Origin of the sequence: Polaromonas sp. (genome assembly GCF_010365105.1) — a bacterium.
GTDB lineage: Bacteria > Pseudomonadota > Gammaproteobacteria > Burkholderiales > Burkholderiaceae_C > Polaromonas.
Genome location: NZ_JAAFGZ010000040.1, coordinates 12,845 through 30,827 on the forward strand (window position 1 = coordinate 12,845; position 17,983 = coordinate 30,827).

At 62.4% G+C, this 17,983-nt stretch carries 19 protein-coding genes; 13 read left to right on the forward strand and 6 right to left on the reverse strand.

Annotated features, from left to right (window positions below; genetic code table 11):
* Positions 1-3: 3 nt before the first annotated feature.
* From GZ092_RS18655 to GZ092_RS18675, 5 genes are all read right to left on the reverse strand, one after another.
* Positions 4-336, reverse strand: a complete 333-nt coding sequence (locus tag GZ092_RS18655; protein ID WP_293638574.1) for a hypothetical protein — start codon at positions 334-336, stop codon at positions 4-6.
* Between the two features lie 200 nt (positions 337-536).
* Positions 537-869: a DUF493 family protein gene (locus GZ092_RS18660; RefSeq protein ID WP_293638576.1), complete on the reverse strand. Its 333-nt coding sequence runs from the start codon at positions 867-869 to the stop codon at positions 537-539.
* The gene (locus tag GZ092_RS18665) at positions 866-1,765 is read right to left on the reverse strand and encodes a D-amino acid aminotransferase (protein ID WP_293638604.1); all 900 of its coding nucleotides are present in this window, start codon (positions 1,763-1,765) and stop codon (positions 866-868) included. Before GZ092_RS18665 ends, GZ092_RS18660 begins: the two co-directional genes overlap by 4 nt.
* A gap of 62 nt (positions 1,766-1,827) precedes the next feature.
* Positions 1,828-2,412 (reverse strand): DUF2062 domain-containing protein, encoded by a 585-nt coding sequence (locus GZ092_RS18670; protein WP_293638578.1) that lies wholly within the window; start codon positions 2,410-2,412, stop codon positions 1,828-1,830.
* Between the two features lie 64 nt (positions 2,413-2,476).
* Positions 2,477-2,923 (reverse strand): DUF4149 domain-containing protein, encoded by a 447-nt coding sequence (locus GZ092_RS18675; RefSeq protein ID WP_293638580.1) that lies wholly within the window; start codon positions 2,921-2,923, stop codon positions 2,477-2,479.
* Between the two features lie 260 nt (positions 2,924-3,183).
* Between GZ092_RS18675 and GZ092_RS18680 the strand changes: the two genes are divergently transcribed.
* From GZ092_RS18680 to pdeM, 13 genes are all read left to right on the forward strand, one after another.
* The gene (locus tag GZ092_RS18680; RefSeq protein WP_293638605.1) at positions 3,184-3,672 is read left to right on the forward strand and encodes an ATP synthase subunit I; all 489 of its coding nucleotides are present in this window, start codon (positions 3,184-3,186) and stop codon (positions 3,670-3,672) included.
* Between the two features lie 22 nt (positions 3,673-3,694).
* A complete protein-coding gene (atpB, locus tag GZ092_RS18685) occupies positions 3,695-4,597 on the forward strand; it encodes a F0F1 ATP synthase subunit A (protein WP_293638582.1) in 903 nt (300 codons plus the stop codon).
* Positions 4,598-4,671: 74 nt separating this feature from the next.
* Positions 4,672-4,920: a F0F1 ATP synthase subunit C gene (gene atpE / locus GZ092_RS18690; RefSeq protein ID WP_011799683.1), complete on the forward strand. Its 249-nt coding sequence runs from the start codon at positions 4,672-4,674 to the stop codon at positions 4,918-4,920.
* A gap of 40 nt (positions 4,921-4,960) precedes the next feature.
* A complete protein-coding gene (locus GZ092_RS18695; protein WP_196863446.1) occupies positions 4,961-5,431 on the forward strand; it encodes a F0F1 ATP synthase subunit B in 471 nt (156 codons plus the stop codon).
* A 16-nt stretch (positions 5,432-5,447) separates the two neighbouring features.
* Positions 5,448-5,987 (forward strand): F0F1 ATP synthase subunit delta, encoded by a 540-nt coding sequence (locus GZ092_RS18700; RefSeq protein ID WP_293638586.1) that lies wholly within the window; start codon positions 5,448-5,450, stop codon positions 5,985-5,987.
* Between the two features lie 60 nt (positions 5,988-6,047).
* Positions 6,048-7,601, forward strand: a complete 1,554-nt coding sequence (gene atpA / locus GZ092_RS18705) for a F0F1 ATP synthase subunit alpha (RefSeq protein ID WP_293638587.1) — start codon at positions 6,048-6,050, stop codon at positions 7,599-7,601.
* A gap of 153 nt (positions 7,602-7,754) precedes the next feature.
* On the forward strand, positions 7,755-8,621 hold the full coding sequence (gene atpG / locus GZ092_RS18710) for a F0F1 ATP synthase subunit gamma (protein ID WP_293638589.1): 867 nt from the start codon (positions 7,755-7,757) through the stop codon (positions 8,619-8,621).
* A gap of 48 nt (positions 8,622-8,669) precedes the next feature.
* A complete protein-coding gene (atpD, locus tag GZ092_RS18715; RefSeq protein WP_036806937.1) occupies positions 8,670-10,094 on the forward strand; it encodes a F0F1 ATP synthase subunit beta in 1,425 nt (474 codons plus the stop codon).
* A 76-nt stretch (positions 10,095-10,170) separates the two neighbouring features.
* Positions 10,171-10,587 (forward strand): F0F1 ATP synthase subunit epsilon, encoded by a 417-nt coding sequence (locus GZ092_RS18720; RefSeq protein WP_293638592.1) that lies wholly within the window; start codon positions 10,171-10,173, stop codon positions 10,585-10,587.
* A gap of 259 nt (positions 10,588-10,846) precedes the next feature.
* Positions 10,847-11,932, forward strand: a complete 1,086-nt coding sequence (locus GZ092_RS18725; RefSeq protein ID WP_293638594.1) for a ligase-associated DNA damage response exonuclease — start codon at positions 10,847-10,849, stop codon at positions 11,930-11,932.
* Positions 11,929-13,599 carry an ATP-dependent DNA ligase gene (locus GZ092_RS18730; protein WP_293638596.1) on the forward strand — a complete coding sequence of 557 codons (1,671 nt, stop codon included), beginning with the start codon at positions 11,929-11,931 and terminating at the stop codon, positions 13,597-13,599. The genes GZ092_RS18725 and GZ092_RS18730 overlap by 4 nt, the downstream gene beginning before the upstream one ends.
* Positions 13,600-13,601: 2 nt before the next feature.
* Positions 13,602-16,562, forward strand: coding sequence for a ligase-associated DNA damage response DEXH box helicase (locus GZ092_RS18735; RefSeq protein WP_293638598.1), 2,961 nt, complete (start codon positions 13,602-13,604; stop codon positions 16,560-16,562).
* Positions 16,562-17,248: a ligase-associated DNA damage response endonuclease PdeM gene (gene pdeM, locus GZ092_RS18740; RefSeq protein WP_293638600.1), complete on the forward strand. Its 687-nt coding sequence runs from the start codon at positions 16,562-16,564 to the stop codon at positions 17,246-17,248. Before GZ092_RS18735 ends, pdeM begins: the two co-directional genes overlap by 1 nt.
* 107 nt (positions 17,249-17,355) lie before the next feature.
* Here the strand turns inward: pdeM and GZ092_RS18745 are convergent, their stop codons facing one another.
* Positions 17,356-17,886: a TPM domain-containing protein gene (locus GZ092_RS18745; protein WP_293638602.1), complete on the reverse strand. Its 531-nt coding sequence runs from the start codon at positions 17,884-17,886 to the stop codon at positions 17,356-17,358.
* Positions 17,887-17,983 lie beyond the last annotated feature (97 nt).

Genomic DNA, 17,983 nt, shown 5'->3' on the forward strand with positions numbered 1-17,983 from the left:
CCCTCAGTTCAACAGTGCGTCGAGTTGCCCGGCCATGCCCAGGCCGCCTTGCTGCAGGGCGATTTGCCCGAACAGGCAGCGCGACTGACTCTTGCGCGCCCACAAGGCGCCGACCTGCCGATTCTCGATTTCATACGGGTCGTTCAGCAGATGCGCGCCCTTGTATTCCACCGCCGCCATGCGTCTGTCGCGAATGGCCTCCGCAGGCAAGGCAGATGCGGGATATTCTTCATCAAATGCGGTGGTGTGAACCGACACTTTTCCCGGCAGCCAGTAGGGCATGCCGGCCGTAGTCGTGAATGCCTGGGTGCGGTTGAGCCAGTCAAGGTCAGGCATCGGACAGGCGATCAGGCGCTCAGACGATTTTGGGGGCGCGACCCGCCACTCAGAAGGCCCGCCTGGCGTGGCTGCGTCAGCGGATTGCGCCAGCGGGAGTCGGGAAATTCGTTCATGCGGGTAGAAAAAAGAGCGTGGAGCCAAAAGCAACCACATAGCGTAACGCGCACCCGGCCGCCTCAAGCAGCCCGCCGGACGGCTTACAGCACGACCTTGACCATCGGGTGCGTGCTCAGCGTGCGGTACAGCTCATCCAGCTGCTCGCGGCTGGTGGCCGTGACGGTGATGGTCACGCCCAGGTATTTGCCACCCTTGCTTTCGCGCAGCTCGATGGTCGAGGCGTCAAATGCCGGGTCGAACTGGTGCGCAATATGCGTGATGGCCTGCACATAGCCATCGACCTTGAGGCCCATGACCTTGATCGGAAACAGCGACGGGTAGTCGATCAGCGAATCCTTGCGGGCTTCGGCATCTGGCGGGGTTGCCGGCGTGTTTTCAGGCGTGGGGCCGTTGTTGTCGTTTTCAACGCTCATGTCGATGACTCCTGTTTGGCTTGCTGGTAGGCGGCGTACAGTTTTGCATAGACCGGGCCGGGCGTGCCCTGGCCGACCGGCAGGCCGTCCAGCAGGGTGATGGGCAGGATTTCCTTGGTGGCCGACGACAGCAGCAGCTCGTCGGCGGCCAGCACCTCGGCGCGGCTGATGGGGCGCAACTCGAACCCGATGCCGGCCGCGCGACAGATTTCCTCGATCAGGCCATAGCGAATGCCTTCGAGCACCAGATGGTCTTTGGGTGGTCCCATCACCTTGCCGCCCTTGACCACCCAGACGTTGCTGGCGGCCGCTTCGCTCAGGTGGTCGCCCCGGAACATCACGGTTTCCAGCGCGCCGGCGTCAACGCTGATCTGGCGCGAGAACACCGCGCCCAGCAGGCTGGTGCTCTTGATGTGGGCCTTTTCCCAGCGGAAATCGCCGGCGCTGACGCAGGCCACGCCTTCTTCGCGCTGCTGCGCGCTGGGCAGTTTCATCGGGTTGACCATGATGAACACGGTAGGTGTCAGGCCGGGCAGCATCGGGTGGTCGCGCATGGCCACGCCACGGGTCACCTGGATGTAGATCAGTTGATTGCCTTTTTGCGTATCTTCGCCCGTTGACAGGGCATAGTCTGCTATCAATTTGAGTGCCGTGTCGCGCCACTCGTCCTGCGTCAGCGGATTGGCGATGCGCAACTCGGCCAGGCTGCGGTTGAGCCGCGCCATGTGCTGCCCGAAGCGGAACAGCTTGCCCGCATAGGCCGGCACGACTTCATAGACGCCATCGCCAAAGATGAAGCCGCGGTCGAGAACGCTGATCTTGGCGTCCCGCAGCGTGCTGAAGTCGCCGTTGAGGTAGCAAGGTGTGTCGGGCAGGGCGTTGGCGTCGGCGGACATGGGCATGGGGTGTGGCTGCAGGCAGCGGTTGGGGGAAGAAGAGGTTGGCAGGCCGGTGACGTTCAGCCGGCCGGCGGTGTCGCGGCGGTGCGGGCGGTGTTCTGTCTGCGCCAGCGTTTGACGCCGACGCGCACGCGCCAGGCGAGCTTGACGACCAGGTAGCCGGTCAATGCACCACAGAGAGCAAAAATGCCCATGCCCAGCATGGCCGGTGCGCCGAAGGAGCCCAGCCAGGCCATCACGCCGGCGCCGTCAGCCAGCGCAACGGGCGGTGGCGCGTCCAGCACCAGGCTGCCCAGCCGGTAGGCCAGCCAGAGCCAGAAGCCGATGGTGAAGGGGTTGGTCGCCAGCGTCATGCCGGCCGCTACCGGAATATTGGCGCGCCACCAGACGCAGTTCAGGGTGGCCAGCGCAAACTGTGCCACCGGCACGGCAAAGGCCCAGAAAATCCCGATGGCGACGCCGCGCGCCACGGCTTCGTGTTGCGCGCGCCACAACTGGCGGTCCAGCAGGCGGTGCGCGACAGGCTTGAGCCAGGGATGGGCGGCGAGCGACTCGCGGCAGGGCAGTGCGCTGCGAAGGCGGCTGACAATGCCCGCCAGCCGCCAGTTGCTGCGGGCGCTTGTCGGGGGCTGGTCGGCATTCATGGGAAGGCGTTCAACGTGGCGGGTGAGGGCCTGGTGGCGCGCAGCAATCGGGGTCGCTCAGGCATCAGACAAGGAAAAAAACGGCGCCGATGGCCAGCACGCCAAGCACCAGGTTGACGGCAGAAAGCGTGGCAATCTGCCCGACGCGCCGACCGCCTTCGGGCCAGTCGGCCGCGCCGACGGCCTGCTTGAGACGGCGGAAAGGACCGAAATAAAGGTGGCCGAACAACGCAAACATCACCAGGCCAATGCCCAGCATGGCGTGCCAGCCGGCCGGTGCATTCTTCATGCCCACGCCCAGCAGCATCGCCAGGCCGGACAGCAGCAACACCACGATCGTCGCCCAGACCAGCCTGAAGAAACGCTGCAGCGTTTGCGCGATCAGGGGCAGCCGCTGCGGCGGCGTCAGCAGTTCAGCCGCTGCAGGGCGCAGCGCAAACAGCATGAAACTGATTCCTCCCAGCCAGGCGATGGCAGCAAGAACATGGAGGAATTTCATCAACGCAGGCATCGGAAGTCTTTCATTAGAATGAGGCGCCATTGTGGCCCCGGCCCGGGCCTGATCATAAAGCGCCCGTGAAACCGCGCCATTCCAGAAGAGGCGCATGGCTATTGCCAAATGGCAGGGGTTTCTACGTATAATCAGAGGCTTTGCTGAAATTGGCGTTCGTAACCTTCATGTAATTTGTGAGGAACACAATGGCAGATGCAGCGGCGAAATGCCACAAGCGCCCTGAAGGTTCTGACTTGCCGAGTGCTGCGCAGGTGAACATGCCGGGCAGGTTGAACGAGGCAGAAGAGACAGATGAGGCGCAAGACGAGGGGTTCAAGCCCCTGACGCACGAAGAAGCCAAAAAGGTTCGGGAATTGAATCCCCCGTTTTCCTTGTGGTCCGTGTGGGCGGGTCAGGTCGGGGTTGGCATCGTGGTGGCGGCATTGGCTTGGTTGTTGACCGGTCAGGCGCGCATGGGCTGGTCGGCGGGTTACGGCGCGCTGGCGGTGATCGTTCCCGCAGCGCTGTTTGCGCGGGGCCTGTCGCGCCAGAAATCGGCAATGCATGGAAATGCAGCGCTGGCCGGATTTTTTGTCTGGGAAATGGTCAAGATTGCCTTGACGGTGGCCATGCTGCTTGCCGCGCCCAGGCTGGTTGAAGGATTGAATTGGCTGGCTTTGCTGGCAGGTTTCGTGGTGACGATGAAGGTGTACTGGGTAGCCATGTGGTTTGGCCCGGCGCGCAAGACTCGATCAATAAATTTTTGAAGAACTGACGAATTGGTGATTTATGTCTGCTGCTGAAAACGCTGGAATACATGCCCCGACGTCTGGAGAGTACATCCAGCACCACCTGCAGCATCTGCAGACAAACTTCTCATTGGAAGGTGTCAAGCAAAGCAGCATTGTCGATTTCAGCCTTTTCAACCTTGACTCGCTGATCTATTCGGTCCTGCTTGGCGCCATCGGATGCTTTTTCCTGTGGCGCGCGGCCCGCAAGGCCACTTCCGGCGTTCCCGGCCGCTTTCAAGCCGCAGTGGAAATCCTGTCGGAAATGGTCGACAGCCAGGCCAAGGGCGTGATTCACAATGCCAAGAGCCGCAAACTGGTCTCGCCGCTGGCGCTCACCGTTTTCATCTGGATTTTCCTGATGAACGCCATGGACATGCTGCCGGTCGATGCAATTCCCCGAATCTGGGCCATGTTCTATGGCGCCGCAGGCCACGACCCTGAACATGCCTACATGCGCGTCGTGCCCACTGCCGACCTGTCCACCACCCTAGGCCTGTCCGTCAGCGTGCTGCTGGTCTGCCTGGTGTACAACATCAAGATCAAGGGTGTCGGCGGCTGGGCGCACGAACTCATCGCTGCGCCATTTGGCGACCACTGGTTTTTGTATCCGATCAACTTTCTGATGCAAATGATTGAATTCACCGCCAAGACCGTCTCGCACGGCATGCGGTTGTTCGGCAACATGTTTGCCGGCGAACTCGTCTTCATGCTGATCGCCCTGATGGGTGGCGTGTGGGCCTGGCAGTTCAACCCTCTCACGGGTATGTTCTGGCTGGGATTTGGGCATGTCGTTGCCGGAACCGTGTGGAGCATCTTCCACATCCTGGTGATCACGCTGCAAGCCTTCATCTTCATGATGTTGACGTTGATTTACGTGGGGCAGGCCCACGATTCACACTAGGCCTTTTTGCCTGACGGCGGTTGGCTTTTTCTTTCCCTTTTCTTTTTACCTTTCCTCTCATCTTTGGAGCAATCATGGAAAACATTCTCGGACTCGTCGCTTTGGCTTGTGGTTTGATCGTTGGTCTCGGCGCTATCGGTGCCTCTATCGGCATCGCGCTGATGGGTGGCAAATTCCTCGAAGCTTCGGCACGCCAGCCTGAACTCATGAACGACCTGCAAACCAAGATGTTCATCTTGGCCGGTCTGATCGACGCTGCTTTCCTGATCGGCGTTGCCATCGCCCTGCTGTTCGCATTTGCCAATCCGTTTGTCCTGCGTTAATTTTTCGGCAAACCCTGGTAGGTTCTATAAGGAATAAGCCGTGAACATTAACTCCACCCTGTTCCTGCAGGCTGTCGTTTTTGCGATCCTGGTCTGGTTCACGATGAAGTTCGTGTGGCCACCAATCACAAAAGCGCTGGACGAGCGGGCACAGAAAATTTCTGACGGCCTTGCTGCCGCTGACAAAGCCAAGTCCGAACTCTCTACCGCCAACAAGCGTGTAGAGGCCGAACTCGCCACGTCGCGCACCGAGACCGCTACCCGTCTGGCCGATGCAGACCGTCGTGGCCAAGGCATCGTCGAGGAAGCCAAGGCCCGTGCGGTCGAGGAAGCCAACAAGATCATCGCGGCAGCCCAGGCTGAAGCCGCTCAACAAACTGTCAAGGCCAGAGAGGCACTGCGCGAGCAGGTCGCCTTGCTGGCGGTCAAGGGCGCCGAGCAGATTCTCCGCAAGGAAGTCAATGCCGGGGTTCATGCCGAGTTGCTGAGCCGCCTGAAGACCGAGCTGTAGGCAAGGCAGAACCACTATGGCTGAACTTGCAACCATTGCCCGCCCTTACGCAGATGCGCTGTTCAAGGCGCAGGGCTCCGACCTGGCTGCTGCCGCCCTCTGGCTGGACAGGCTGGCGGTTGTGGCGCAAAACGCCCAGCTGCTCCAGTTTGCCGACAGTCCGAAGGCAAGCGTGGACCAGGTGTTTGACCTGATCGCCGGCGTGGCCGGCCATGACACCGACCCGTTGCCCGCGGCTGCCAAGAATTTCCTGCGCCTGGTGATTGAAAACGGCCGCCTGTCTGCGCTGCCAGAGATCGCTGTCCAGTTTCGTTCGCTCAAGAACGCTGCAGGCGGCGTCACCGATGCCATCGTCTTCAGTGCTTTTCCCCTGGATGAGCCGGCCTTGAACGAGATTGCAGCGGTACTGGAAAAGCGCTTCGGTCGCAAGCTCGGCGTCAAGCTTGAACTTGATCCGTCGCTGATTGGCGGAATTCGTGCGGTCGTGGGTGACGAGGTGCTGGACACTTCGGTCAAGGCCCGTTTGGAACAAATGAAAATGGCGCTGATCGCCTGAACTGACGCACGCGCGCAGTCACGGGTTTTTAGCCAATAACATAGAAAGAAGGAAAGAGTCATGCAACTCAATCCCGCAGAAATTTCTGAACTGATCAAGAGCCGTATTGAAGGCCTCGCCGCAAGCAGCGACATCCGTAACCAGGGCACCGTGGTGTCGGTGGCCGACGGTATTGTCCGCATCCACGGCCTGTCCGATGTGATGCAGGGCGAGATGCTTGAATTTCCCGCCACGGCAGATGGCACACCCACGTATGGCCTGGCACTGAACCTTGAGCGCGACTCGGTCGGCTCGGTGATTCTGGGCGAGTACGAACACATTGCCGAAGGCGACACCGTCAAATGCACGGGTCGTATTCTGGAAGTGCCCATCGGCCCTGAACTGCTTGGCCGCGTGGTCAATGCACTGGGTCAGCCGATTGACGGCAAGGGCCCGATCAACGCCAAGCTGACCGACGTGATCGAAAAGGTCGCGCCCGGCGTGATTGCACGTAAATCGGTTGACCAGCCATTGCAGACCGGCCTGAAGTCGGTTGACTCCATGGTGCCTATCGGCCGCGGCCAGCGCGAACTGATCATTGGCGACCGCCAGACCGGCAAAACTGCCGTGGCCATCGACGCCATCATCAACCAGAAGGGCAAGGGCGTTTCGTGCGTTTATGTCGCGATTGGCCAGAAGGCCTCTTCGATCAAGAACGTGGTGCGGTCGCTGGAACAAGCCGGCGCGATGGACTACACCATCGTCGTGGCGGCCTCGGCTTCCGAATCGGCCGCCATGCAATACGTCAGCGCCTACTCGGGCTGCACGATGGGCGAATACTTCCGTGACCGCGGTGAAGACGCGCTGATCGTGTATGACGACCTGTCCAAGCAGGCCGTGGCCTACCGCCAGGTTTCGTTGCTATTGCGCCGTCCGCCAGGCCGCGAAGCCTATCCCGGCGACGTGTTCTATCTCCACAGCCGCCTGCTGGAGCGCGCTGCCCGCGTGAACGAGAAGTATGTCGAAGACTTCACCAAAGGCGCCGTGAAAGGCAAGACCGGTTCACTGACCGCCCTGCCGATCATCGAAACGCAAGCTGGCGACGTGTCTGCTTTCGTGCCAACCAACGTGATTTCGATCACCGATGGCCAGATTTTCCTGGAAACCAGCCTGTTCAACGCCGGTATCCGCCCCGCGATCAACGCAGGTATCTCGGTGTCGCGCGTCGGTGGTGCTGCCCAGACCAAGCTGATCAAGAACCTGTCCGGCGGTATCCGTACCGACCTGGCCCAGTACCGTGAACTGGCTGCGTTTGCGCAGTTCGCTTCCGACCTGGACGAGGCCACCCGCAAGCAGCTCGACCGTGGCGCGCGCGTCACCGAGTTGCTCAAGCAGTCGCAGTATTCTCCTTTGTCCATCTCTGACATGGGCGCCACATTGTTCGCCGTGAACAAGGGCTTCATGGACGATGTGGATGTCAAGCGGGTGCTGGCTTTCGAAAGTGGCCTGCATGCCTGGCTCAAGGACAAGCATGCGCCGCTGATGGACAAGCTTGAAACCAACAAGGCCATGGACAAGGATGCCGAAGCCGAGTTGACCACTGCGGTGGCTGCGTTCAAAAAGTCGTTTGCCTAAGCAAATCGAAATCGAACGATGAGCGCAGCAACCACCAGGACGGGCCGCCTTTGCAAGCAGGGGCCGCGGAACCGGCTTTGCCGGGCCGCAGGCGCAGCGGCCCCCTTGGGGTGCAGCGCATTACACGAAGTGAACAGCGTGGGGGTAATCTAGATGGCAGCAGGCAAGGAAATACGCGGCAAGATCAAGTCGGTGGAAAACACCCGCAAGATCACCAAGGCCATGGAAATGGTGGCCGCCTCCAAGATGCGCAAGGCGCAGGAACGGATGCGTGCGGCTCGCCCTTACAGCGACAAGATTCGCAATATTGCAGCCCACCTGAGTCAGGCGAACCCCGAATACACCCATCCGTTCATGGCGCCCAATGAAGCCAAGACGACCGGGTTCATCGTGGTGACCACCGATAAAGGTCTGTGCGGCGGTTTGAACACCAACGTGTTGCGTATCCTGACGACCAAGCTCAAGGACATGCAGGCGGCCGGTGAAGATGCGCAGGCCGTGGCCATTGGCAACAAGGGTCTGGGCTTCCTGAACCGCATTGGCGTCAAGGTGGCAGCCCATGCCACGCAGCTGGGCGACAAGCCGCATCTGGACAAGCTGATCGGCCCGGTGAAGGTGCTGCTCGACGCGTACAGCGAAGGCAAGATCAAGGCGGTTTTCCTCTGCTACACCCGCTTCATCAACACGATGAAGCAGGAGTCGGTGGTCGAGCAGCTGCTGCCGCTGACCGCAGACCGCATGCAGGCCGACAAGACCGAGCATGGCTGGGACTACCTCTATGAGCCGGATCCACAAACGGTGATTGACGAACTGCTGGTTCGCTATGTCGAGGCGCTGGTGTTCCAGGCCGTGGCCGAGAACATGGCGTCCGAACAGTCCGCCCGCATGGTTGCCATGAAGTCGGCCACCGACAATGCCGGCAGCGTGATTGGCGAGCTCAAGCTGATTTACAACAAGACGCGTCAAGCGGCGATCACGAAAGAACTTTCGGAAATCGTTGCCGGTGCCGCTGCGGTCTAAGCCGCGCCACCCAGATTTACAAGATTAAAGAACCAAAAGGATTCGGTCATGGCTCAAGAAACTCTAGTGGACACAAGCATCCAGGGCAAGATTGTTCAGTGTATTGGCGCGGTGGTGGACGTGGAGTTTGCCCGTAACCAGATGCCCAAGATTTATGACGCGCTCAAGATGGAAGGCTCTGCCCTGACGCTTGAAGTCCAGCAGCAGCTGGGCGACGGTATTGTCCGCACCATCGCGCTGGGAACGTCCGACGGCCTGCGCCGCGGCAACATTGTGTACAACACCGGCGCGAACATCACTGTTCCCGTCGGCAAGGCCACGCTGGGCCGCATCATGGACGTGCTGGGTGCGCCGATTGACGAGCGCGGCCCGGTCGACCAGACGCTGACCGCTCCGATTCACCGCAAGGCTCCGGCCTATGACGAACTGAGCCCATCGCAGGAACTGCTGGAAACCGGCATCAAGGTGATTGACTTGGTGTGCCCGTTCGCCAAGGGCGGCAAGGTCGGTCTGTTCGGTGGTGCCGGTGTCGGCAAGACCGTGAACATGATGGAGCTGATCAACAACATCGCCAAGGCGCACTCGGGCTTGTCCGTGTTCGCCGGTGTGGGTGAGCGTACCCGCGAAGGCAATGACTTCTACCACGAGATGGCTGACTCCGGCGTCGTGAACCTGGAGAACCTGGAAGAGTCCAAGGTCGCCATGGTTTACGGCCAGATGAACGAGCCCCCGGGAAACCGTCTGCGCGTGGCGCTGACCGGCCTGACGATTGCCGAGTCCTTCCGTGACGAAGGTCGCGACGTGCTGTTCTTCGTGGACAACATCTACCGCTACACGCTGGCCGGCACCGAAGTGTCCGCACTGCTGGGCCGCATGCCTTCCGCCGTGGGCTACCAGCCGACGCTGGCCGAGGAAATGGGCCGTCTGCAAGAGCGCATCACGTCGACCAAGGTCGGTTCGATCACCTCCATCCAGGCCGTTTACGTGCCTGCCGATGACTTGACCGATCCATCACCTGCCACCACCTTTGCCCACCTGGATTCCACCGTGGTGCTGAGCCGTGACATCGCTTCGCTGGGTATCTACCCTGCGGTCGATCCGCTTGACTCGACCAGCCGCCAGCTGTCGCCAGCAGTTGTGGGTGAAGATCACTACAACACCGCCCGTGCGGTGCAGGGCACGCTGCAGCGCTACAAGGAATTGCGCGACATTATCGCGATTCTGGGTATGGACGAGCTGGCTCCCGAAGACAAGCTGGCCGTGGCCCGCGCCCGCAAGATCCAGCGTTTTCTGTCGCAGCCGTTCCACGTCGCTGAAGTGTTCACCGGCTCGCCCGGCAAGTATGTCAGCCTGGCAGAAACCATTCGCGGCTTCAAGATGATCGTCGCCGGCGAGTGCGATCACCTGCCAGAGCAAGCCTTCTACATGGTCGGCACCATCGACGAAGCCTTCGAAAAAGCCAAGAAGATGTAATCAAGCCGGTGTTTGGCGAGCGTCCCGAGATGCTCGCTGAATGCCACTTTTTCTCATCTTTTAAACTGGAATACGTATGAATACCATCCACGTCGATGTCGTCAGCGCAGAAGAGTCCATCTTTTCCGGTGAAGCCCGGTTCGTGGCTCTGCCCGGCGAAGCGGGCGAGCTGGGCATTTACCCGCGCCACACGCCGCTGATCACCCGCATCCGGCCTGGCACCGTGCGCATTGAAAAGGCTGACGGCACCGAAGAGTTCGTCTTCGTGGCCGGCGGCATTCTCGAAGTGCAGCCCAACTGCGTGACCGTGCTGAGCGACACCGCCATTCGCGGCAAGGACCTGGACGAAGCCAAGGCAACGTCCGCCAAGGCACTGGCTGAAGAAGCGCTGAAAAACGCCAAGAACGATATCGATATCGCCATGGCCCAGTCCGAACTGGCCGTCATGGCAGCGCAGATCGCAGCGCTGCGCAAATACCGCCAGAAAAGATAAAAACCGGTTAGTGCAGGCCCATGGCTTGCAATCGCAATGATCTGGTTTCCAGAACATGGCCATTCAAGCCCCTTGTGCAAGCAAGGGGCTTTTTTCATGCCGACAAACTGCGTTGCGGCGTCAAAGAAAACCGTCAAGTCCCTGCAGATTGCTCACAGGCTGGCCTGTACCAAGCAGTTTCACGTCACTGGCGCTAGGATGACAAGGTGCTTCATTGCCTGTGCGCAATGGCCAAGCTTTTTCATCCCTGAAATTGACCATGAATCTGATTGTTGCCCGGCCCGAAGGCCTGTACTGCCCCCCAGGTGATTTTTACATCGACCCCTGGAAACCGGTCGAAAGCGCTGTGATTACCCACGGACATTCAGATCACTCGCGCATCGGGCATGCACGTTACCTGGCGACCGACAAGAGCGAAGGCATTCTGCGCAGTCGCCTTGGCGAGATCACCTTGCAAACCCTGCCTTATGGCGAGTCGGTGCTGCACAACGGTGTCCGCATTTCGCTGCATCCGGCCGGCCATGTGCTGGGTTCGGCCCAGGTTCGGGTTGAATACGGCGGGGAAGTCTGGGTGGCTTCGGGTGATTACAAGCTGGAAGACGACGGCACCTGCGAGCCGTTCGAACCTGTAGCCTGCAATACCTTCATCACCGAGTCAACATTCGGACTGCCGATTTACCGCTGGCCCTCGCAACCTGATTTGTTCGCTGACATCAACCAGTGGTGGCGTGGCAACGCGGCGGCGGGGCGCGCGTCGGTGCTGTTCTGCTATGCGTTTGGCAAGGCACAGCGAATCCTTCATGGCGTGGATGCCAGCATCGGTCCGATCCTGACGCATGGCGCGGTCGAGCCGCTGAACCGGGTGTACCGGGCCACTGGCGTCGATTTGCCCGCCACGCAAACTGTTGCCGAAGCGGATGCCAGCACCATCGGCCAGTCGCTGGTGCTGGCACCGCCTTCTGCCCAAGGCACGCCCTGGATTCGCCGCTTTGGCAATTATTCGGATGCGTTTGCCAGCGGCTGGATGCTGCTCAGGGGCGCGCGCCGCCGACGTGGGGTGGACCGTGGCTTTGTGATGTCCGACCATGCCGACTGGCCCGGGCTGCAACGCGCCATCGACGGCACAGGGGCCGAGCGCGTGTTTGTCACCCATGGCAGCGTGGCGGTGATGGTGCGCTGGCTGCGCGAGCGTGGGCTGGACGCGCAAGGCTTCAAGACCGAATATGGCGGCGATGAAGACATTGCCGATCAGGCGCCGCCTTTGGCTGCGACCCAAACGGGCGGTATCGAACCCGAAATTGTGCAATCCAGGTCTGCGCCATTCCCGGGCGATGCTGCTTCATGAAAGCCTTTGCGGCCCTTTACCGCGAACTTGACGCCACCACGTCGAGCCTGGCGAAGCAGGCGGCACTGCGGCGTTATCTGCAGGATGCGGCACCGGCCGATGCCGCGTGGGCGGTGTATTTTCTGGCTGGCGGCAAGCCGCGTCAGCTGGTGGCGACCAAAGTGCTGCGCCAGCTGGCGCAGGATGCCGCCGGACTGCCGGAATGGCTGTTTGACGAAAGTTACGATTCGGTCGGCGATCTCGCCGAAACCATGGCGCTGCTGCTGCCTCCACCCACAGGCAGCCATGACATCGGCCTGGCAACCTGGATTGAGCAGCACTTGCTGCCCCTGCGCAAGACTGCGCCCGACGACCTGCCAGACTTGCTGCGTCAGCAATGGAGTCAATTGGCACTGGATGAGAGGCTGGTTTATTTCAAGCTCATCACCGGTGGCTTTCGCGTTGGCGTGTCGCGTTTGCAGGTCACGCAGGCGCTGGCGGCTGTCGCTGGTGTCGATGCCAAGCGGGTGGCGCAGCGGCTGATGGGTTACACGCACATTAGCGGCCAACCGAGCGCCGCCGACTATGCCGCGCTGGTCGCGGCAGAGAGCCATAGCGAACTGAATCCGCAAACCAGCAGCCAGCCGTATCCGTTTTTCCTGGCCCATCCCTTCAACCAGCCGCTGGACCAGTTCGACGCGCTGCTGGGTACGCCTCAAAACTGGATCATAGAATGGAAATGGGACGGCATTCGTGCCCAGCTGGTCAAGCGCGCCGGCCAGGTGTGGATCTGGTCGCGCGGCGAGGAGTTGTTGACCGAGCGCTTTCCTGAACTGGCGGCGATGGGCGCTGCGCTGCCCGACGGCACCGTGCTCGACGGCGAAATCGTGGTCTGGCGCAGCCATGCCGATCTCCCTGGCAGCGAAGGCAGCGTGCAGCCCTTTGCCGACCTGCAAAAACGCATCGGACGCAAGACGCTGGGCGCCAAGCTGCTGCGCGACATTCCGGTGGTGCTGCTGGCCTACGACCTGCTGGAATGGGCGCAGCGCGATGTGCGCAGCCTACCGCAATCGCAGCGCCGCGAACTGCTGGACACGCTGCTGGCCGACCTGCACCACCCCGCACTGTTGCCCAGCCCGGTGCTTGAGGGCGAGAGCTGGCCGGACCTGGCACGCCAGCGCGAGTCGGCGCGGTCCATGGGCGTCGAGGGCATGATGCTCAAGCAGCGCGAGGCGCCCTACGGCGTCGGCCGCACCAAGGAGGACGGGCTGTGGTGGAAGTGGAAGATCGATCCGCTGAGCATCGACGCGGTGCTGATCTACGCCCAGCGCGGCCATGGCCGGCGGGCCAGCCTGTACAGCGACTACACCTTTGCCGTGTGGGATGGCCCGCCGGAACAGCCTGATCGCAAGCTCGTGCCTTTTGCCAAGGCCTATTCCGGCCTGACCGATGCCGAGATGGCGCGCGTCGATGCCGTCATTCGCAAGACCACGATCGAGAGCTTCGGCCCGGTGCGCAGCGTCAAGCCGACGCTGGTGTTTGAACTGGGTTTTGAAGGCATTGCCCGCAGCCCGCGCCACAAAAGCGGCATTGCCGTGCGCTTTCCGCGCATGCTGCGCTGGCGCGAAGACAAGACGGTGCCAGACGCCGACACGCTGCAAACGCTGTCGGCCCTGCTGCCGGGATAAGCATGACCAAACCTTCGGCGGCCGCAGCAGCAAAGCAGGTGCTCAATGCCTGGCTGTCTTGTCGTGGCTGGAAGCCTTTCAAGTTTCAGCGCGATGCCTGGAAAGCGATTGCCGACGGCCGTTCGGGCCTGCTGCATGCCACCACCGGTGCGGGCAAGACGTATGCCGTCTGGTTCGGTGCTTTGATGTCTTTTAGTGCCCTTACGCAAGTCAGCAGGGCATCTTCAGCTATCAAAAAAGGAGTAAATTCAAAAAAACCACGTCAATCGGTGAGCGCGCCCCTGACCGTGCTGTGGATCACGCCGATGCGCGCCCTGGCGGCGGACACGCTGCGCGCCTTGCAGGCGCCGCTGGACGCCTTGAACGCCGCTTTGAATGACGATGGAACGCCCCGCTTCACCGCCTGGAGCGCCGGCGCGCGCAGCGGCGACACGGCGGCCGGAGAACGCAGCGCCCAGAACCAGCGGCTGCCGACGGTGCTGGTCACCACACCCGAAAGCCTGTCGCTGCTCTTGGCGCGCGCCGACGCCCGGGAGGTGCTGGGCAGCGTCAGGATGGTGGTGGTAGACGAATGGCATGAGCTGATCGGCAACAAGCGGGGAGTGCAGGTGCAGCTCGGGCTCGCGCGGTTGAAAGCATGGAATAGAACGAAAACGGCAGACGAGACCCCGGAAGTTCCATTCCAGCAGGGGCCGCGAAACCGGCTTTGCCGGGCCGCAGGCGCAGTGGCCCCCACGGGGGGCAGCGCAGTACGCGAAGCGACAAGCGTGGGGGCATTGTCATGTTGGGGCATGTCGGCCACGCTGGGCAACCTGCAGGAAGCCATGCACACCCTGCTGGGCCATGACCAGGGCGTGCTTGTACAAGGCCAGGTGCCGAAAAAACTGCTGATCGACACGCTGCTGCCGCCGCAGGTGGACCGCTTTGCGTGGGCCGGCCATCTGGGTTTGAGCCTGCTGCCACAGGTGATCGCTGAAATCGACAAAAGCAGCACCACGCTGGTGTTTGCCAACACCCGTTCGCAGGCTGAACTCTGGTACCAGGCGATGCTGGAGGCGCGGCCCGACTGGGCCGGGGTGATTGCGCTGCACCACGGCTCGCTGGACCGGGGGGTGCGGGAATGGGTCGAGCTGAGCCTGAAAAACGGCGAACTCAAGGCGGTGGTCTGCACCTCCAGCCTGGACCTGGGGGTTGATTTCCTGCCGGTCGAGCGGGTGCTGCAGATCGGCTCGCCCAAGGGCGTGGCGCGGCTGCTGCAGCGTGCCGGCCGCTCGGGCCATGCGCCGGGCCGTCCGTCGCGCATCACCCTGGTGCCCACCCTGGCCATTGAACTGGCCGAAGGCGCGGCGGTGCGGACGGCGATTGCCGCTGGCCACATCGAGTCGCGCAGCGCACCCGACCAGCCGCTTGACGTGCTGGTGCAGCACCTGGTCACGGTGGCGCTGGGCGGCGGTTTCATGCCTGATGCGCTGTATGCCGAGGTGTGCAGCACGGCGGCCTATGCCGGCCTGTCCCGGGAAAACTGGGACTGGTGCCTGTCCTTTGTCGCTCGGGGTGGCGCTTCGCTGACGGCCTATCCGGACTACCGGCGCGCTGTGCCTGACGGGGAGGGCGTGTGGCGCGTTCCCGATGCCCGTCTGGCGCGACGCCACCGCATGAATATCGGCACCATCGTCAGTGATGCGAGCATGGCGGTGCAGTATGTGGGCGGCGCCAAGGTTGGCACGGTGGAGGAAAGCTTTGCAGCGCGCCTGAAGCCCGGCGACTGCTTCCTGTTCGGCGGCCGGCTGCTGGCTTTGGTGCGTATCCACGAAATGACCGCCTGGGTGCGGCGCGCGACCGGCAAGCGACCGGCCATCCCGCGCTGGAGCGGCAGCCGTCTGCCGCTGTCCACGACCCTGGCCGATGCGGTGGTGCAGCAGTTCGGTCTGGCAAGGCAAGGGGTTTACGGTACGCCCGAACTCCAGGCGATGCGGCCGCTGCTGGAAATCCAGCAGCGCTGGTCGGCCTTGCCCACGCCCGGGGACCTGCTGGCCGAAGTGCTGGTCACGCGTGAAGGCTGGCACCTGTTTGTGTATCCCTTTGCCGGCCGGCCGGTGCACCTGGGGCTGGCCAGCCTGCTGGCCTGGCGCGTGGCGCAGCATGCGCCGCGCACCTTTTCCATGGCGGTGAACGACTACGGTTTCGAGTTGCTCAGCGCCACAGAGGTGGACTGGCCTGCCTTGCTGCCGCAAGTCCTGACGCCGGGCGCCTACCCGTCAATCGAAGAGGTTGATGGCATGACGCCAGTCACGGCCGCCGAACCGGCTTCGCCGGGCCGCAGGCGAAGCGACCCACCCGGAGGGCAGCGAACCACATGCAGTGGGGAGGATGGGGGCCATGACCTCCTTCATGAGGTGCTGGCCAGCCTGAATGCCAGCGAACTGGCGCAACGCCGCTTTCGCGAAATCGCACGTGTGTCGGGATTGATCTTTCAGGGCTACCCGGGTGAAAAGCGCAGCAACAAGCAGCTTCAGGCGTCGTCGTCGCTGTTCTACGAAGTATTCAAAAAATACGATCCGACCAACCGGCTGCTGCAACAGGCCGAGCAGGAACTGCTGTCGCAGGAACTGGAGATCGGCCGGCTGCAGGCAGCGCTGGACCGCATGAGCCGCCAGCAGTTGCAGCTCAGGGTACTGGCCCGGCCCACGCCCTTTGCCTTTCCGCTGATGGTCGAGCGCTTCCGGGAGCAGCTGTCGAATGAAAGCGTGGCCGACCGGATTGCGCGCATGGTGGCGCAGCTGGACCGGGCGGCCGATGGTCCGGCATGCCTTCATGAACAGGACGCCGTCGGGGCCGATGCCGCAGCCGCCGAGAACATACGCCTGTCGCTGGCGTTTTCGCAGGACACCCTGTCGCGCCCCGTGACGTCGGGCAAGGCGCGTACACCCCGCCGCGCCACGGGCCGCAGGCCGGGGTTGTGATGACCGCAAGCGCCGTGGCAACCGGACGTCCACTGGCGATGGAATGCGCCGGACAGACGCTGTGGCTGCTGCCCGAGCGTGCGCTGTGGTGGCCGGCCGAGCGGGTGCTGTGGGTGGCCGATCTGCACCTGGGCAAGGCAGCCACCTACCGGGCGCTGGGCCAGCCGGTGCCTGCCGGCACCACCAGTGAAAACCTGGCGCGCCTGACGGGCCTGCTGCACCACTACCAGCCGGCACAGCTGGTGTTCCTGGGCGACTTTCTGCATGCAGCGCAAGCCCGGACACCGTCGCTGCTGGCCGAACTGGCGCACTGGCGGCAAGGGCATGCGGCGCTGGAATGCCTGCTGGTGCGCGGTAACCATGACAGCCGCGCCGGCGATCCGCCGCCCACACTGAATATCCGCGTGGTCGATGAACCCTGGCCGATAGGTCCGTTTGCCGCCTGCCATCATCCGCAGACCGATGCGGGGCGCTATGTGCTGGCCGGCCACCTGCATCCGGCGCTGACACTGCGCGGGCCGGGCCGCGACCACATGCGGCTGCCCTGCTTCAGTGTGGACAAGCATTGCGCCGTGCTGCCCGCTTTTGGCGAGTTCACCGGCGGCTGGCAGGTGGAGCAGCAGCCCGGGCGAACGTTGTATGCCGTCGGTGGCGGGGCAGTCTGGCGCGTGCCGCCCAAGCGCTGACCACGGCTGGCAATGGCTTTTATGATAAAAAAAGCCTTTTCCGCCCGACCTGTAAGGGAAGATAGCTATTTAAAGCATAGCGAAATACAGCAACTGCCCTGCACGGCTCATTGCAACAGTGGCGTGTCCGGCAGTTCATTGGGTTGCGCCGGCGACGCGTCCGTTCGCGCAAAATGGGCCACCAGCACCGCCGAGGTTTCTTCCAGCGCCTGCGTCAGCCCGTCCTCGTAGCGCCCTTCGCGAAAGGCATCGGCCATGTGCGCCACCACCCCCTGCCAGTGGCCGTCGTCCACATGGCGCCGCAAGCCCCGGTCGGCGACGATTTCAATGGCATGCTCGGCCAGCAGCACATAGACCAGCACGCCGTTGTTGTGCTCGGTGTCCCAGACCCGCAGCTTGCCGAACATCGTCACGGCCCGCTGACGGATCAATTCGGCCAGCGGGGTTTCACGGTTCAACCGCCAGAGGTAGCTCATGGGCAGCGAAGACTCGACGCAGATGCGGATCTGGCCGCTGTGGCGCTGTTCGCTGGCGCCAACGCGTTCGGCCAGGCGACGCAACATGTCGTGCGGAATCGCGCGCCGGGTGTCGGAGACATCGAGCCAGAGGTGCTTGAGCAGCAGGGAAGGTTTGTTCATCAGTCCGCTACTCCTCACCAGTTGCCCGAGGCACCGCCGCCGCCGAAATTGCCGCCGCCGCCACTGCTGAAGCCGCCGCCACCCCGGCTGCCTCCAC

Excerpts from the sequence above, each read along its gene's own strand:
- atpG (WP_293638589.1), top strand. The coding sequence starts at position 7,755 with ATGGCAGCAGGCAAGGAAATACGCGGCAAGATCAAGTCGGTGGAAAAC.
- atpB (WP_293638582.1), top strand. The coding sequence starts at position 3,695 with ATGTCTGCTGCTGAAAACGCTGGAATACATGCCCCGACGTCTGGAGAG.
- GZ092_RS18680 (WP_293638605.1), top strand. The coding sequence starts at position 3,184 with ATGCCGGGCAGGTTGAACGAGGCAGAAGAGACAGATGAGGCGCAAGAC.
- GZ092_RS18735 (WP_293638598.1), top strand. The coding sequence starts at position 13,602 with ATGACCAAACCTTCGGCGGCCGCAGCAGCAAAGCAGGTGCTCAATGCC.
- GZ092_RS18745 (WP_293638602.1), bottom strand. The coding sequence starts at position 17,886 with ATGAACAAACCTTCCCTGCTGCTCAAGCACCTCTGGCTCGATGTCTCC.
- GZ092_RS18700 (WP_293638586.1), top strand. The coding sequence starts at position 5,448 with ATGGCTGAACTTGCAACCATTGCCCGCCCTTACGCAGATGCGCTGTTC.
- GZ092_RS18675 (WP_293638580.1), bottom strand. The coding sequence starts at position 2,923 with ATGCCTGCGTTGATGAAATTCCTCCATGTTCTTGCTGCCATCGCCTGG.
- atpA (WP_293638587.1), top strand. The coding sequence starts at position 6,048 with ATGCAACTCAATCCCGCAGAAATTTCTGAACTGATCAAGAGCCGTATT.
- GZ092_RS18720 (WP_293638592.1), top strand. The coding sequence starts at position 10,171 with ATGAATACCATCCACGTCGATGTCGTCAGCGCAGAAGAGTCCATCTTT.
- GZ092_RS18730 (WP_293638596.1), top strand. The coding sequence starts at position 11,929 with ATGAAAGCCTTTGCGGCCCTTTACCGCGAACTTGACGCCACCACGTCG.
- GZ092_RS18660 (WP_293638576.1), bottom strand. The coding sequence starts at position 869 with ATGAGCGTTGAAAACGACAACAACGGCCCCACGCCTGAAAACACGCCG.
- GZ092_RS18655 (WP_293638574.1), bottom strand. The coding sequence starts at position 336 with ATGCCTGACCTTGACTGGCTCAACCGCACCCAGGCATTCACGACTACG.
- atpE (WP_011799683.1), top strand. The coding sequence starts at position 4,672 with ATGGAAAACATTCTCGGACTCGTCGCTTTGGCTTGTGGTTTGATCGTT.
- atpD (WP_036806937.1), top strand. The coding sequence starts at position 8,670 with ATGGCTCAAGAAACTCTAGTGGACACAAGCATCCAGGGCAAGATTGTT.
- GZ092_RS18665 (WP_293638604.1), bottom strand. The coding sequence starts at position 1,765 with ATGTCCGCCGACGCCAACGCCCTGCCCGACACACCTTGCTACCTCAAC.
- GZ092_RS18725 (WP_293638594.1), top strand. The coding sequence starts at position 10,847 with ATGAATCTGATTGTTGCCCGGCCCGAAGGCCTGTACTGCCCCCCAGGT.
- pdeM (WP_293638600.1), top strand. The coding sequence starts at position 16,562 with ATGACCGCAAGCGCCGTGGCAACCGGACGTCCACTGGCGATGGAATGC.
- GZ092_RS18670 (WP_293638578.1), bottom strand. The coding sequence starts at position 2,412 with ATGAATGCCGACCAGCCCCCGACAAGCGCCCGCAGCAACTGGCGGCTG.